The 15,236-nt window shown below is 52.9% G+C and carries 16 protein-coding genes; 8 read left to right on the top strand and 8 right to left on the bottom strand.

Annotated features, from left to right (window positions below; all coding sequences use genetic code 11):
• Position 1 precedes the first annotated feature (1 nt).
• Entirely contained in the window at positions 2-1,015 is a 1,014-nt protein-coding gene (locus tag GFC06_RS22875; RefSeq protein ID WP_047498253.1) for an OmpG porin family protein, read from the top strand.
• Positions 1,016-1,125: 110 nt separating this feature from the next.
• Positions 1,126-2,076, top strand: coding sequence for an aminoimidazole riboside kinase (locus GFC06_RS22870; protein WP_049281641.1), 951 nt, complete (start codon positions 1,126-1,128; stop codon positions 2,074-2,076).
• Positions 2,077-2,654: 578 nt separating this feature from the next.
• Here the strand turns inward: GFC06_RS22870 and GFC06_RS22865 are convergent.
• A complete protein-coding gene (locus GFC06_RS22865) occupies positions 2,655-3,530 on the bottom strand; it encodes a helix-turn-helix transcriptional regulator (protein ID WP_047498259.1) in 876 nt (291 codons plus the stop codon).
• Positions 3,531-3,762: 232 nt separating this feature from the next.
• Here GFC06_RS22865 and deoC point away from each other — a divergent pair, with 232 nt between their 5' ends.
• The 6 genes from deoC to GFC06_RS22835 all read left to right on the top strand — a co-directional run bounded on the left by deoC (position 3,763) and on the right by GFC06_RS22835 (position 9,558).
• A complete protein-coding gene (gene deoC, locus GFC06_RS22860; RefSeq protein WP_049281640.1) occupies positions 3,763-4,464 on the top strand; it encodes a deoxyribose-phosphate aldolase in 702 nt (233 codons plus the stop codon).
• Between the two features lie 72 nt (positions 4,465-4,536).
• Entirely contained in the window at positions 4,537-5,448 is a 912-nt protein-coding gene (locus tag GFC06_RS22855) for a ribokinase (RefSeq protein ID WP_047498266.1), read from the top strand.
• A gap of 29 nt (positions 5,449-5,477) precedes the next feature.
• Positions 5,478-5,978 carry a D-ribose pyranase gene (gene rbsD / locus GFC06_RS22850; protein ID WP_153690699.1) on the top strand — a complete coding sequence of 167 codons (501 nt, stop codon included), beginning with the start codon at positions 5,478-5,480 and terminating at the stop codon, positions 5,976-5,978.
• Between the two features lie 121 nt (positions 5,979-6,099).
• Positions 6,100-7,482, top strand: a complete 1,383-nt coding sequence (locus GFC06_RS22845; RefSeq protein WP_049281639.1) for a sugar porter family MFS transporter — start codon at positions 6,100-6,102, stop codon at positions 7,480-7,482.
• A 49-nt stretch (positions 7,483-7,531) separates the two neighbouring features.
• Entirely contained in the window at positions 7,532-8,662 is a 1,131-nt protein-coding gene (locus tag GFC06_RS22840; RefSeq protein ID WP_049281638.1) for a Gfo/Idh/MocA family protein, read from the top strand.
• The gene (locus GFC06_RS22835) at positions 8,659-9,558 is read left to right on the top strand and encodes a sugar phosphate isomerase/epimerase family protein (protein WP_103765902.1); all 900 of its coding nucleotides are present in this window, start codon (positions 8,659-8,661) and stop codon (positions 9,556-9,558) included. Before GFC06_RS22840 ends, GFC06_RS22835 begins: the two co-directional genes overlap by 4 nt.
• 211 nt (positions 9,559-9,769) lie before the next feature.
• On the opposite strand, the gene cbdX is transcribed toward GFC06_RS22835, so the two are convergent.
• The 7 genes from cbdX to hyaC all read right to left on the bottom strand — a co-directional run bounded on the left by cbdX (position 9,770) and on the right by hyaC (position 15,230).
• On the bottom strand, positions 9,770-9,859 hold the full coding sequence (cbdX, locus tag GFC06_RS22830) for a cytochrome bd-II oxidase subunit CbdX (RefSeq protein WP_016151902.1): 90 nt from the start codon (positions 9,857-9,859) through the stop codon (positions 9,770-9,772).
• A 13-nt stretch (positions 9,860-9,872) separates the two neighbouring features.
• A complete protein-coding gene (gene appB, locus GFC06_RS22825; protein ID WP_153690698.1) occupies positions 9,873-11,009 on the bottom strand; it encodes a cytochrome d ubiquinol oxidase subunit II in 1,137 nt (378 codons plus the stop codon).
• An 11-nt stretch (positions 11,010-11,020) separates the two neighbouring features.
• Positions 11,021-12,565, bottom strand: a complete 1,545-nt coding sequence (gene appC / locus GFC06_RS22820; RefSeq protein WP_153690697.1) for a cytochrome bd-II oxidase subunit 1 — start codon at positions 12,563-12,565, stop codon at positions 11,021-11,023.
• 89 nt (positions 12,566-12,654) lie between these two features.
• Positions 12,655-13,512 carry a hydrogenase expression/formation protein gene (locus GFC06_RS22815; protein ID WP_153690696.1) on the bottom strand — a complete coding sequence of 286 codons (858 nt, stop codon included), beginning with the start codon at positions 13,510-13,512 and terminating at the stop codon, positions 12,655-12,657.
• Complete coding sequence (gene hyaE, locus GFC06_RS22810; protein ID WP_153690695.1) at positions 13,505-13,912, bottom strand: hydrogenase-1 operon protein HyaE; 408 nt, start codon at positions 13,910-13,912, stop codon at positions 13,505-13,507. Before hyaE ends, GFC06_RS22815 begins: the two co-directional genes overlap by 8 nt.
• A 5-nt stretch (positions 13,913-13,917) precedes the next feature.
• Positions 13,918-14,499 carry a hydrogenase 1 maturation protease gene (gene hyaD, locus GFC06_RS22805; protein WP_153690694.1) on the bottom strand — a complete coding sequence of 194 codons (582 nt, stop codon included), beginning with the start codon at positions 14,497-14,499 and terminating at the stop codon, positions 13,918-13,920.
• Positions 14,496-15,230, bottom strand: coding sequence for a Ni/Fe-hydrogenase b-type cytochrome subunit (gene hyaC, locus GFC06_RS22800; protein WP_115190922.1), 735 nt, complete (start codon positions 15,228-15,230; stop codon positions 14,496-14,498). The genes hyaD and hyaC overlap by 4 nt, the downstream gene beginning before the upstream one ends.
• Positions 15,231-15,236 lie beyond the last annotated feature (6 nt).

Below are 15,236 nucleotides of genomic sequence, written 5' to 3'. Positions count from 1 at the left end.
TATGAAAAACTATCATGCCCTGTCTGTTATTTTTGCTCTCCTGTTTCCCGCGCTGGCGAATGCGAGCATGAGCATCATGAAGGATCCGTCGGGAAAGGTTGTTGCCGTGGACCCGTGGTCCTATCTGGACGAAGAGGTTATGTGGACCTCAGCCCGCTCCTCCAATCCTGCTGGTGGCCGCGTTCATGGCCAACTGAAAATGAAATATGCCATTGAGGATAATAACTGGCGCAACAGCCATTTCCACAACGGGAATGATTCGCTGACGTTTGTGCAGGGGGTGATGCGGCACGATGCATTACCCGGGTGGTATTTGGCTTTCTCTGAAGGCAGAACCACCAACTATAACGGAACATGGGAGGATCAGTCTTACCTCAGCCAAAACCAGTGGACTCAGTTGATTATCGGGCATGAATATTTTTACAAACGTCTGCGCTATGGCTGGGATGTGATGGGCGGAAGCGCATCAATTGAGGACCGTTGGCAAGGACGCATTAAGTTCTTTACCGATCTGCGTGTTACGGACAATTTCTCATTCTTTAACTATCTGTATCAGCAAATCGATCACCGCCGCAGCGGTGGGTCGCAAAATGACCGTGATGTGCGCTCATTCCAGATTGAGCCTGGCGTGCAATATATTATTAATAACACCACCGGCATCTGGTTCCGCCAGCAATTCGCGTCTGCCATTTTAGACAGGGCGCAGTGGGGCGATATAGACGAAAAAAGCTGGACCACGTCAGTCGGCGTCTGGCGCAACTGGGGGAAATTATCCACAACGCTCAGCAGCGGGTATGGCCATTATAAGAAATACAATGCACGGCCTGAAGATGGCGAAGTTTTCCAGAATACCCGCAATCGCTTCCTGAAGGTATCGGCGAATTATCCTTTGACCTCTCGTTTTACCGTGTCCGGAGAGGTGACTGGCTCGTTGATAAAACAAGACGGAAGCTGGGTCACTCACGGTGAAGCTATTACCACCGAATATAAACTGATGCTGGATTATAACTTTTAAACCGTACGCCTGGATAATCCATGGCACCTGAACACGCTTAAGCGCTATTAAAAAATGACCTTCCCGCAGGTCGCGTTTAAAAATAAGTTAATTATTATTGAGGAGATGTCATGAAAATCTGGACTCTTGGCGATGCAGTGGTGGATCTTCTACCGCTTTCAGACATGCAATATCAAGCTTGCGCAGGAGGAGCCCCGTTCAATGTGGCAATTGGTTCTGCGCGTTTGGGCTGCCAGAGTGGTTTTATTGGCCGGGTCGGTGATGATGACTTTGGTCATTTCCTGAAAAAAACGCTGTCTGACTCAGGTGTCTCAACCGAAAGTCTCCAGTTGGATAATCAGCACAAAACCAGCACGGTATTGGTCTCTCTGGGCTGCTCTGGGGAGCGGGGATTTACATTTTTAACCGACCCCTCCGCGGATCAATTTTTAACGCCCGATGCGCTTCCCGACTTTAGCGACGATATTCTGCATTTCTGTTCTCTGGCCCTGGTTGCCAAAACGTGTCGTGAAACATTAGTCACCGCCATCAGCCACGTAAAACAGCATGGGGGATTACTGAGTTTCGATGTCAATTTACGAGAGCAAATGTGGCTCGATAAGCATGAAATGGTCGAGACAGTGCGTCATTTCTCCTCACAGGTCGACATTCTTAAACTCTCGGAAGAAGAATGGTACTGGATAACAGGTACGCATGATTTTACCTTGGCGCTTGACAGCCTTAAGGCGCTTCCTGCGCAACTGAAAGTCGTGACCTACGGGGCGCAGGGGGCCATGGTGCTATGGCGCGATAGCGTCATACATTTCAACGGTTATACCGTCGACAGTGTTGATACGACTGGGGCTGGCGACGCGTTTGTAGCAGGTTTGCTGGCCTGGATTGCACATAGTGGGATGCCGCAGAGCGTTGAACAGCTTCGCCAGTCGATTGCTCAGGCCAGTGCCTGTGGTGCCCTCGCGACAACGTGCAAAGGGGCACTGACCGCACTGCCGGATACCAACGCGCTCAATGCTTTCATTACTCAATTTTCTCTACCTGACTTCGAGGTGAAAAAACTCTAAAAATGATAGCTGCAGGTTAAGGGCTCATGTTGGTGGCAATAAGACGTTAGTTCACAGCTCCAGAGTACGTCTGACTAGGTTCCTGATGCAAAAACAGAAACAACTGCAGGAATTGCGGCAACAACACCAATTTTTTCATTAGTATTAACCCATGACGTGTCAGATAATTTATTAGACAGGATAAAACTTAACAAATGCTTATCCGGATAACGCTGATTAGGGGGGAACAAATACTTCGGACAGTTCGCGAAAGAACTTACTCTCGATGTTTTGTATAGTGTTCTTTCCAATGTCAGTATTCCTAAAACATTAATATTTTATCTGGCATTTCTTCAACAATTTGTTGGCGGTGGAGGTGACGATCCCGTTGTTAAGATGTTAGCCGTGGGGCGTATTCGCCATGTTAACTTTTTTAGTTACGCCACTGATTTACGCTCATGTAAACCCCTGCGTAATATTTGATTTTGATATGGAAACAAGGTTACCGAACGAGGTGGTTACCTAAAAGTTGGCAATTATCGCTCCCTTATCGGGGCAGCTCGTTTACGGACCGTAAGTAACGAAGTCTGATGCAAATGTCAGATTGTATGCGTCCCTTCCAACTGCTCCTGCTTGCGAAACGCGCTGGGCGATAACCCAACCGCGCGATGAAAATCCCGCGAGAAGTGCAGCGGATCGTTATATCCCACCTGAACCGCAATTCGGCTGATACTTTCCTGGGTTTCGACCAATAATCGCCGAGCCTGAGACAGCCGGTAATTCTTGAGCCATTTCAATGGGCTCTGGTTAAACGTGGCCTGGAACAAGCGAAACAGCTGTGACTTACTTACCTGACAATAGTGCATAAATTTCTCGATATTCCAGTCATCATTGTAATGGCTGTGAATCTGATACAGCAGCTTGCCCAGCCCGCGATGGGTGATTACCTGCGACTGCGCGGCTTCGTAGCTGCGATTTTCCAGCAGGGTAAATATCAGTTGGCTGCACAGCATATCGCAGTGCGCATCGGCCACCAGGGTGTAGCTGTTCATCAGATCAAAAATATGGTGATAAATTTCAACGATCTTTTCCGGCTGCTCGAACTGGAAAACCGGACGTTGAGGTACGTCCATTATCTGCATGATATTGTTAAGTTTTGAACCCTCTATCCGCAGCCAGAGGATTTCCCACGGAGACTGTTTGTCGGGGTAATGCTCATGCGGCCAGCGCACCGGCAACCAGGCGAGTTGCCCTTCCCGCACCGGATAATGCCGGTCTTCAATGCGAATAAACCCTGCTCCGCGCAGGCAAAACAGCAGCTCATGGCCTACCACCGACTGGCGATGAACGTGGAAATCTGCGGCGGCTTCAATATGCCCGGCGCGTAAGATCCGGTAGTTCATCAGGGTGGAAAACTCGTCGGAACCCCGATACCAGTTGGCGATCGCGCGGGTGTGTTGTTTTTGCTTTGACATAGTTGCCTGGTTTGTTATCTGCCCGTTTCGCCCGCTATGGTGGCATTTTTCGCCGTCCAGTACTCAGTTGATTGTGACTAATTTTTGAGCTTGCTCACATTTCCGTTGACATGGAAATTTCATCCATGTTTGAGAGAATTCTGCCTATCACGCTTAGTCGCCATCCTGCCTACAGTAACGACATATTCACTGCGCACTTAAAGGTTTTTTACTTACCAGACAGGAGCTGTCCATGATTGATTTTAACGATCCGCGCCAGATCGCCAGGGCGATTCAGTACACCAACGTCAACCCGGATTTGACGCGCGAAGGGGTGATTCAACATCTGGAAACCTGCATGCAGTATCAATTTGATGCCGCCATGATTGCACCCTGCTGGGTTTCCCTTGCCAAAGAAATGCTGAAAGGTAGCGGCGTGCGGGTGGCGACCACAGTCAATTTCCCGATGGCCAACGACACCACGGCGATGAAAATAGCGGTGGTACGCGAGCTGGCGAAAGAGGGGGCCGATGAGTTCGACTTCCCGCCAAACCCTGGCTATCTGTTGGGCGGCCAGGAAGATCTCTATTTCAACGAGCTGAAAAGCGTGGTCCATGTGGCCCATGACCTGGGGATGAAAGTCAAAGCCATGCTGGAGTTTGGTTTCATCACCGAAGAGGCGCTGAAAATCAAAGCCACCCGTTATGCCTTTGAAGCCGGTATTGATTGGGTGAAACAGTCCAGCGGCTGGGGCAAGGGCGGTTGCGAAGCGACGGTAGAAGATGTCCGACTTCTCAAAGCCAATATTCAGTTACCGTGCCGGGTAAAAGTATCAGGTAAGGTCAATACCCTGGAAAAAATGAAAGCGATGTTCGAAGCCGGGGCCGAACTGGTCGGCACCAGCTCCGGGCCGGAACTGGTTAAAGGCCTGACCGGGGATATCAACGCCTATTAATGTGTTGCCGCCGCAAGCGTAATTGCGGCGGCGCAGCGTTGTGCCACTTTCAGTCGAAAAGGGGAATTACTAATGAGTATTTTTATCTTTGGCAGTTATGCCAAAGCGCTGGTCATGACGGCAGATCGCATCCCCATGGTGGGCGAAACGTTAATCGGCGACGATTTTCGCCAGACTTGGGGCGGAAAAGGCTCGGATATGGCGGTGCAGGCGGCTCGGCTCGGGGCAAAAGTGGCCTATGCCGGGGTGGTGGGCGATGACACCTTCGGCCATGAATTTGTGACCCTGATGCGCGACGAAGGCGTCAATATCGATGCGTTAACCTTAACCCCAGAATTACCCACCGGAGCGGGCCTTATTATCAAAGATAATCAGGCTCGTAATGTAATTGTGGTGGATATGGGGGCCAATAAACTGTTCAGCCCGGCGCACGTGGATGAGGCAAAGGCGCTGATCGAGCAGAGCCGCGTGGCGCTCGCGCAGTTGGAGATCCCGTTGGAGACCGCGCTCTATGGCCTGAATCTCGCTAAGCAGCTCGGCAACATCACCATTCTCAATCCCGCCCCGGCCAGGGACTTACGCGGTGTAAACCTCAGCCATATCGATTACCTGACGCCAAACGAAACCGAAGCCCGCGTGGTGCTTGGGCTGGCTCCCGACGATACTCGCAGCAACCGGGAAATTGCTGATTTACTGCTGGAGACCGGCTGCCGATATGTGGTGATGACGCTTGGCGAAGCGGGCAGCGCGGTGTTCAGTCGCACCGATACCCTGGAAATCCCGTCCTGCAAAGTGGACGTGGTAGACAGCAACGGCGCGGGAGACAGCTTCAACGCTGGATTAGCTGTCGCGCTCAGTGAAGGGCAGTCCGTCGATAAAGCGGCATTTTTCGCCAATGCCACCGCTGCATTGTGCTGCTGCGACTGGGAAACCGTGCCCTCCTACAAAACGCGTCAAGAAGTCGAACAATTTCTCGGTTGTTAATTATAAAAACTCAATTCGGAGAGATAACCATGAGACCTGAACGTATCCTACATCCCCAACTCGCGGCGGCGCTGTCCACCCTCGGTCATACCGATATTATCTTGGTGACCGACGCTGGTTTCCCTATTCCGCCAAACGCGAATCGCATCGACCTTGGTTTCTGGCCGGGTATTCCCGACGTAACCGATATTCTGCGTGTGCTGCGCCATGAAGTGTTTATCGAAGATATTAAATTTGCTCGCGAAGTCCGCGACTGCAATGGCGATTTGTACCGCCAGGTGCAGGATATCTTTACTGGCTCCGGAACGGATTTCAGCGAAGCCAGTCATGAAGTGCTGTGCAATGAACTGGCCTACAAAGCCAAAGTCGTCATTCGCTCCGGCTCGTTTAACCCGTGGGCCAATTTCGTGCTGGTGGCCAGTACCGATCCGTTCGCGTGGTTTGCCGAAGGCACTAATGTTCAGCCGCTGCCCGACTATGTGACGCGCCGCCAGCGGATTAAAGAGAATTACGTTCCGGAGCTTAACTAATCAGTCGGCTGTTGGGTAACCGCAACAGCCGAATTAATAGCGGATTATCGCAGGCACACGACAGGGCGATAGGGGCAGCTTTTCCTTTCATAGATCCCGTATCCCGGTAAGGATTGTGACGATGAAATATCCATTCTATTTGTACTTTAGTTGCTGCGTTGCCATTTTCGGCGGGATCATGTTTGGTTTTGATATCGCGATAATTGCTGGCGCTATTCCTTTTATCCAAAGTTATTTCAGCTGGAATGAACTCCAGCTTGGATGGGGCGTAAGTTCATTACTTGTAGGTTGTATTATCGGTTCATTCGGGTCGGGATACGTTACCAATAAATTTGGCCGCAAACGCGTTCTGATTGTTGCCGCGATTATATTTGGTATTTCCTGTGCGGGAACTGGCATCGCCACCAATGAGACCACATTCATCCTTAATCGTCTATTAGGCGGGATTAGTGTTGGCGCAATTTCAGTGCTTTCGCCGATGTACGTGGCGGAGATGGCCCCGGCGTCAATGCGCGGGCGGATGACCGCGGTTTACCAGTTGTGCATCATGTTGGGTATTTTGCTCTCTTATATGACCAATTATTTTCTAAAGGATTTGGAAAATAACTGGCGGCTGATGTTTATCTCCGGTGTGGTTCCCGCAGCGGTGTTTTTTATTGGACTACTGTTTATTCCGGAAAGCCCGCGCTGGCTGACCATCGGTGGACAAAAACAAAAAGCGCTGGCGATACTGCAACGGTTTTATTCGCCAGGCGAAGCACAAAGCATTACCAATGACGTAGAGAAAAATCTCGCTGCTCATCACGCAGCCAATGCCGGTGCGCTGTTTGACAGAGATTCACGCAACAGCATTGTATTAGGGTTGATTTTGGCGGTGCTGGTGCAGTTAATTGGCTGTAACGCCGCGCTAGATTATGCACCGAAGATTATGATGGCCGCCGGATTTTCTATTAGTTCAGCGCTCTATTTCAATATCTTTATGGGCGTCATCAATTTGATCGCAACCGTAATCGGTGTGGTGTTAATTGACCGGGTAGGGCGGCGGCCACTCTATTTCTATGGCTCGTTGATTATGGGCGTGTCGCTGTTTTTCCTGGGCTTCTCGTTCCATCACTCCTTGCCGGTGCTGGTGACGCTGCTCTTTTTATTTTCCTATATCGCCTGCTTTTCCGCCTGCATCGGACCGGTATTCTGGACCTTGGTCTCGGAAATGTTTCCCAATGCGATACGCAGTAAAGCCGTGGCGCTGGTTTCCTTTACCCAGTGGATATTCAATTTCCTGGTGGTCTGGCTGTTTCCTTTTACGCTGGCAACATTCGGCGGCAATAACACCTTCTATTTCTTTGCCGTAATGTGCCTGATTCAACTGGCGATTGCCAAATTTATGTTGCCGGAAACCAAAGGAAAATCGCTGGAAGAGATCGAGCAGTTCTGGCTGCAAAAACAGCGCCATGCTTCTCCGCTTGCGGACAACGCGTCGGTGAAGGGAAATACGCTGCGCTGAATATTTCCGGCGAGACGAGCTCTCGCCGCCAAACATAAACGGGGTCATTATGGATTCGTTAGAGCGCTTATTAGAGCAGGTGACACGTCCGGCGTTACCACAGCGAAAAGACTACAAAATCGGTATTATCGGCGCGGGTTTTATCGTTGAGCATTGCCATCTGGTGGCTTACCAGAAAGCGGGGTTTACGCCATATGGGATAACCTCGCTGGAAAATGCCCACAGCCAGCGACTGGCCCGGGCATTTAACATCCCTAAAACCTACGCTAGCTGGCAGGAGATGGTGTGCGATCCGAAGATCGAGATTATTGATATCGCCGTGCCGCCGCATATCCAGTTAGCGATAGTGCGTTTTATCTGCGGCAAACATTCTCCGGCGAAAAACGTGAAGGCCATTCTGTGTCAGAAACCGCTGGCGATGTCGCTGGAAGCTGGCCGCGAAATCGTCCGTCTCAGCAAAGAGAGCGGTATCCCCATCGCGGTGAACTCCAATATGCGTTACGACCCGTCGATCCGGGCGCTGAAGTACATTCTCGATAACCAACTGATCGGCACGCCGGTGCTTGCCAGCATTGATATGCGCGCTATTCCCGACTGGCAGCAGTTTCTTCAGCAGTATAAAAAGCTCGAACTGTATGCCATGGCGATCCACCATATCGATGCCTTCCGCTTCCTGTTTGGCGATCCGGTTAAAGTCACCGCTGTTTGCCGCACCGATCCGCGTACCGCTTTTGAACACACCGATGGCATCACCCAGTACACCTTCCAGTATGCCAATGGCCTGATCGCCACCAGTCTGGACGACGTCTGGGCCTGGCCGGGTGGACTCTGCGCTAAAAATAATTATATCAACTGGCGGGTGGAGGGCACCGACGGGTTGGCGGAAGGCGATTTCGGCTGGCATCGCCGTCCGCCGGAGTATTGTGGCAGCACCTTAAAACTGGCGTCACGCGAGTATCCCGAGCGTTGGATCGCCCCGCAATGGAAACGCCAGTGGTTCCCGGATGCCTTTATCGGCACCATGGCGAGCCTGCTGTGCGCTCTGGAACATGGCGCACAGCCGGAAATCAGCGCTGAGGACAACCTCGGCACGCTGGCCTGTATTGAAGCCTGTTATGCCTCTATTCAGGAAGAGCGAACCGTTTATCTCAATGAAATCCTTCAGGAGAATACAAAATGATTAACGTAGGTATCTTTACTGGTTACTACCCCTACTCCTTGGAAGAGACCATCACGAAGATTAAGCAGGCGGGGATGGGTTGCGTGCAGCTTGACCTCGAGTTTACCGATATCGATCTGAGCCGGGGGCATATCACCAAAGCGAAAGCGCACCAGGTGCGCGATGCGTTTCGCAAAGCCAATCTGCCTATCGTCGCTATTTCGGCGTATACAAACCTTGTGCATCCGGAACCGGTGAAGCGTGCCGAGAATATCGCAGCGGTGAAAGAGATCCTCGCTCATGCGCGGGACTTCGGTACGCCGTATGTGATCAGCGAAACCGGCACTTATAACGTCGATAGCGACTGGTTGTACGATCCGCAAAACAGCACTGAAGAGGCGTATCAGGAATTTAAAGCCATCGCCCGCGATTTGGCTGCTTTTGCTTACGATCACGGCGCGGTATTCCTGGTGGAAAACTACGTGAACAACATTATCGGCTCGGTCAGCCAGGTGGCGCGACTGATGCGCGATATCGATCACCCCGGCCTGGGGCTGGCGCTGGATCCGACCAACTATTTTGATGATAAAAATATCGACGCCATTGATGAAACACTGCACAGCATCTTCAATGTACTGGATAGCAAAATTAAAATTGCCCATGCCAAAGATTGTAAGAAAACCGACGTGGTGATTGAGAAATTCGGGGACGGCGCAGCGGAGCATAACAGCTTCCGTGGAGCCGGTTTGGTGGAGCTGCCCGCAGCAGGGCTAGGGGCGCTTAACTATTTGCTGTATGTGGAGCTGCTCGCGAAAAACCACCCAAATATTCCGCTGATCATTGAACACGTCGACGAGTCGGATATTCCGCGCGCCAAAAACTTTGTAGATGATATGTTGATGGTGACCGGGGCGTAATTCCTAATGTGAATCAGGCATTCCGCGGAACAGGGGGGATGCCTGCGTTAACTGACGTAAAACTCACCACTTAAATTGCAGCACCACACTGCGGTTTATAGATAAGCTTGGTGCTAACCAGGGGTTGGGTGCAGCCATGCTGCTTTTGTGTGAACGAATAAAGACTCCCCGAATAAACAAGGGAGCCAGGAAGCGTAACGCACGCGCAGGGCTATTTCTGCCGTGACTCAAGCCAGACCAGCGCCAGCGTGGAGAGCGTGCACATCAGCAGAATGCCGACAAACCAAAACAGATACCACATCGTACAGTCCTCCCTAATAAAGTTCGTGGTTGTGGCGGCGGATTGTTTCTACGTTGATTCGTCCCAGCATCTTGTAATAACTCCACAAGGTATAAAGCAGAACTATCGGTAGGAAAATCAACACGATAACCAGCATGATACTGAGTGTCATCTGGCTGGAGGTACTGTCCCACACCGTCAGGCTAGAGAGTGGATATGCGCTTGATGGCATCACAAATGGAAACAGGGTGATTCCAGCGGTGAAGATCACGCAGGTCTGGGTCAATGAAGCAAACAGAAATTCCCACACGCCCCGACGTTGCCCGCAGGCATAGATCGCGAGCATTGGAAAAATCATGCCCAACAGCGGAATAACCAACAGTAGTGGTGAATTTTCAAAGTGCGCCATCCACGCGCCCGGTGCGGTCGTTACTGCCTTTAATAGCGGGTTGGACGGACCATTAGGATCCTGGCTAAGCAGCACATAGCCGTCGATCCCCGTCCACAGCCAGTACCCGGCTAACAGGAAGCAGAGCACCACTAACATCCCGCTGCGGCGGGTGGCAGACAGCGCACGCAGGTGAAGAAGGCCGTCGGTTTTCAACTGGAGCCACACGCCTCCCTGCATAGTGACCAACATCAGACTTAATGCGCCGCACAGTAGGGCAAAAGGAGAGAGCAATTCCCAGAAAGTGCCCAGGTATTGCACATGTAATTGTGGTGTGAACACAAAAGGCACCCCCAGGAACAGATTGCCGAAGGCGACGCCGAAGATAACCGGTGGCACCAGGCTGCCGATAACCAACCCGGTGTCCCACATGGCGCGCCAGCGTGCATTCGCTATTTTACCGCGATAATCAAAGGCCAATGGACGAAAGAAAAGGGCGCACAGCACCAGAATCATCGCCACATAAAACCCCGAAAATGCGGCAGCATAGACGCGCGGCCAGGCTGCGAATAATGCACCGCCCGCCAGAATGAGCCACACCTGGTTACCTTCCCAGTGCGCCCCTACGCTATTGATTAACACCCGACGTTCATCATCGTTGCGCGCGATCAGCGGTAACAGGCAGCCGACCCCCATATCAAACCCGTCAGTGACCATAAAGGCCACCAGAATAATGCCAATCAGCAGCCACCAAATGAGCCGCAACGTTTCATAATCCAACATGATGCTCTCCTTTATTCTTGTTGTTGTGCCGGTTGTTGACGTTGCATCGCATCTGGGCCAAGACGCGCGTATTTTTGCATCAGGTAGACTTCGGCAATTAAAAACAGGGTGTAAAGCGTGAGGATTAGCCCCATGGAGAAGGCCAGTTGGCCCGCGCTCAGCGCAGAGTGGGCGTACCAGGTCGGCAAAATATCCTGAATCGCCCACGGCTGGCGGCCAAACTCCGTCATAAACCAGCCTGCTTCAATGGCAATCCACGGTAGTGGCAGGCTCCACAGCGTTATGTGCAGTAACCAGCGATGCTGGTCGATACGCCAGCGTAAGGTCTGTATCAGCGCAATCGCCATCACCAGCAGCAGAAGGGAACCGCATCCAATCATGATGCGAAAGCTCCAGAACACGGGGGCGACTTGCGGAATAGCGCCGCGTTGTGCGGCTTGATATTGCGCTGGCGTGACATGGTTCATGTCAGGGGCGTAGTTTGCTAACAGGATGCCGTAACCCAGATCTTTTTCCACGGCGTGAAAAGCGTGCAGTAGCTGAGGCGTGCGGTTACCTTTGGCGATTTCCTGCATCAGCAACCATGCTTCCCGGCCCCGCTGCAGGCGGGGTAGCGCGTCTGCCATCAGGTTCTTCAGCCCCGGAACTGGCGTATCTAAAGAGTGAGTCGCCAGGATACCCAGCAGGGCCGGTATCTTCACGGAAAAGGCGTTACGCTCTTGCTCCTGCTGCGGCCAGGCTATCACATGAAAGGGCGCAGGTGCCGGTTCGGTTTGCCATTCCCCTTCCATTGCCGCCAGTTTTACCGGCTGGCGTTGGGCGACCTCATAGGCTGAGCTATCTCCCAGTTGCAGAGTGCCGAGGATAGCCAGTGTGCCAAAGACGGAACCTACCGCGAAGGAGCGCAGGGCGAACTCGCGAGCGCGACCACGCAGCAGATACCAGGCGCTGATGGACATCACAAACATGGCGCCTGTGACATAACCGGACATCACGGTATGCACAAATTTCACCTGGCTAATGGGGTTAAAAACCAGCTCGCTAAAGCTGCTCATCTCCATGCGCAGGGTATCAATATTAAAGTGAGCGCCCGTTGGATATTGCATCCAGCCGTTGGCGTTGAGGATCCACAGGGCCGAGATATTGGAGCCAAACGCTACCAGCCAGGTCACCAGTAAATGCTGGTACTTGTTTAAGCGCTGCCAGCCGAAGAAGAACAGCCCCACGAATGTGGATTCAAGAAAGAAAGCCATCAAGGCTTCCATCGCCAGCGGAGCACCGAAAATATCGCCCACATAGTTGGAATAGAGCGACCAGTTAGTCCCGAACTGAAACTCCATGGTCAGGCCAGTCGCCACACCGAGCGCAAAGTTAATACCGAATAACTTTCCCCAGAAACGCGTCATGTCGCGGTAGACTGTTTTGCCCGTCACCACGAACAGGGTTTCCATGATGGCCAGCAAAAAAATCAGCCCCAGCGTCAGGGGAACAAACAGAAAATGGTACAGCGCGGTCAGCGCAAACTGCCAGCGCGATAAGTCAATGACGTCCCACATGCGAACTCCATCAGGCATTAGAGAGTGAATAGATAAGGAAGAAAACGCCAGACCCGCAGCAGAAAAGTATGCGGGTCGGGAGAAGGGGATCAGGCTGGCGGGCCGGATGCCAGCCAGCTACAGACTTCATCCAGGCGCTGGAGCGAGTCGAGCAGATCCTCTGGAGCAGCCAGTACCAGTTCCGGTAATGGACAGATCTCATAACTCTCGAGCAGAAGCCCTTTCAGGGTATCCAGACAGCGCACATGCCAGACATGGCGCAGCGCCGTGGCGTCGATTTGGCTCTCGCCGTAGCCGATGGTGCGGATCTGAATGCGCCCTTCGCCACACAGGCGGGAGAGGAACTGGCGATCCGCATCGCTAACCGGGAGTTGGGTGAGGTTAATGCTATGAGGTTGCGTGGCCAGATCGCGCACGTGCGCCAGCAGTTCCTGAGCCAGCGTCAGGCCATTCATCAACCCATCGACGGGCGGAGGCAACAGGCTATCGTCTGGCAGCGTCGTGATTGTTGCTGCCTGCCACAGCGCCCGTGGCGCGCTGCCTGCCTCCAGATGCTCCTCCCATTGACCCAAGTCATTCTGGCAACGTACCCGCCAGATTCCGCAGAAAATAGACTCCTGAATCTCGCTCGCCCTGCCGTCGGCCTGCTGGATACGCACGGAAACTTCGCCTTCGCCGAGCAGCGTATTCAAAAACGTGAGGTCGTCTGCGTTGAGCGTGGATAAATCCCACCCCAGCACGTCCTGTTTTACGGGGATTTTCTGGCTAAGCTGGTGGCGCACATCGGCTAACAATGCCATCACCGCCGGGCTGTGCGGACAGTTTTCCAGCCTCGCCATGCTGGGGCTGCTGTTGACCTGGCAGGTGAGGGGCAAGGGATTCATGCTGAAGCTGTCATCGCCCGGCTGGGTTCCCGGTCCCAGCAGATGAAAAAAGGTATCACTCATCTTGCAGGCTCCGGGGGATACGTTCTTCAACGAGGGGGCGCATCAGGTTGAGCAGGTCGGCCCACGGGTGGATGCCGCTGAGAATGCCGCGCAGCTCGCCGTGGATAAATACCAGCGTGGCCGGGAAGCGGAATACGCCAAAACGATCGCCGATAGCCTCGCTGTGCTCGAGATCCGCCATAGCGATTTGCCAGTCAAACTGGGGAAACTCGCGGAGCAACTCGGCAATCATTACTGGGTTATCGCTGACTTCTGGCGTGCGGCGGGGATCGCTACTGAGCAGCACCACGCCATCACGCACACGCGTTACCCAGTCATCCAGTTCAGATGCGGTCAGCGGTTGCCAGCCGCGCGCCAGCATGCGTTGCCATAGCGTAGAAAATGGTTTGTCATTCAACATGTTGCTTATCTCTCCAGCGTTACACGATACTGGCGAATACGCACGCCTTCATAGTTTTCCAGCGACAGGCATTCATAGTTCAGGCAACGCGTTTCATCGATTGTCTGTGGCGCGATGCCCCACGCGGCCAGTTGCGTTAGCGCGGCTTGTTCTGCCGCCGGGAGCTGAGCGCGCGCGATGTCGGTCAGGCTGCCGCCATAGTCGTCCAGCTGCACCGGCTGTAGTCCTACGAGGGCGATGTGGGTGGGCAGATGACCGCGAATCTCCGCCAGAGCAAGCACTTCGGAGAAGCTGTTCTGATGCAGACTCATTTTTTTGGCGCTGAGGTAACTGGGGACTTGTTCACTGGCGTAGGATTGCAAAGTGCCTGGCGCGAGTCCGTAGTCGATAGCGTCCAGCAGCAACAAATGGCTGGCCTGCTCAACGTAGCCCAGCAGATTCAGCCCTTGCGTGCCGCCGTCGACAATCTCTACCCATTCTGGCCAGTGATAGTGGGCGTACAGGCGCTCGGCGACGCGAATGCCAAATCCTTCATCTGCCCACAGCAGGTTGCCTAAGCCCATCACGATGACGTTAGGTTCGCTCATGACGCCTCCTTATCGTGCTGGCGTTTGGCAAATTTGTGGCTACGATAGCCGTTGATCATGGTTGAGATAACGGTATCGTCAGACATGATGTCCTCGCGGATAGCCATATACACATGACCGATGATGAAGGCGGCGATGAACCACATCCCCAACCGATGCCAGCTGTGGATATCGAGAGAGTTACCGCCGGTCCAGTAGAAAAACTCCGTCACATAGTGGAAGGGGGTAAAAATGGCGTACTGGCTATGCTCGCTGTATAAGGCAAAACCGGTGAGGATCATAAAAACGGAGAGCAGGAAATAACCGAACATCGCCGCCTGCGCGACGGGGTTATGGCCGATATCTTCTCCCGGTTTTTTTTCCAGAAACAGATACCAGCGCACCACCGAAAAGGCACCCTGCCACCAGCTGCGACGCCAGACCGGCACGACAAACAGCTCGCGTGAATAGCGATTGCCGACGAAGGCCCAGTAAATACGACCCAGCAGTATCACCGTAAACACCATGGCTGCGGCGAAATGTACTAACCGGATGTCGCCCATGTAGAACAGGTAAGTGGCCTCGCCGTTGACCGACGGCAGTGGTCGGCCAATGAAGTATCCGGTTACCATCAAAACCAACATGCAGCCCACTGTCAGCCAGTGCCACAAGCGTACGGGCGCTTCAAACACATAGTGGCTGACGGCGGTATCACGCGCCTCCCCGACGCGTGGGGATATCTTTCCAGTCATCGTTCC

Origin of the sequence: Citrobacter braakii (genome assembly GCF_009648935.1) — a bacterium.
Taxonomy (GTDB): domain Bacteria; phylum Pseudomonadota; class Gammaproteobacteria; order Enterobacterales; family Enterobacteriaceae; genus Citrobacter; species Citrobacter braakii.
The sequence above is the reverse complement of the archived record's forward strand: the minus strand, read 5'-3'. Positions and strand labels throughout refer to the sequence as shown.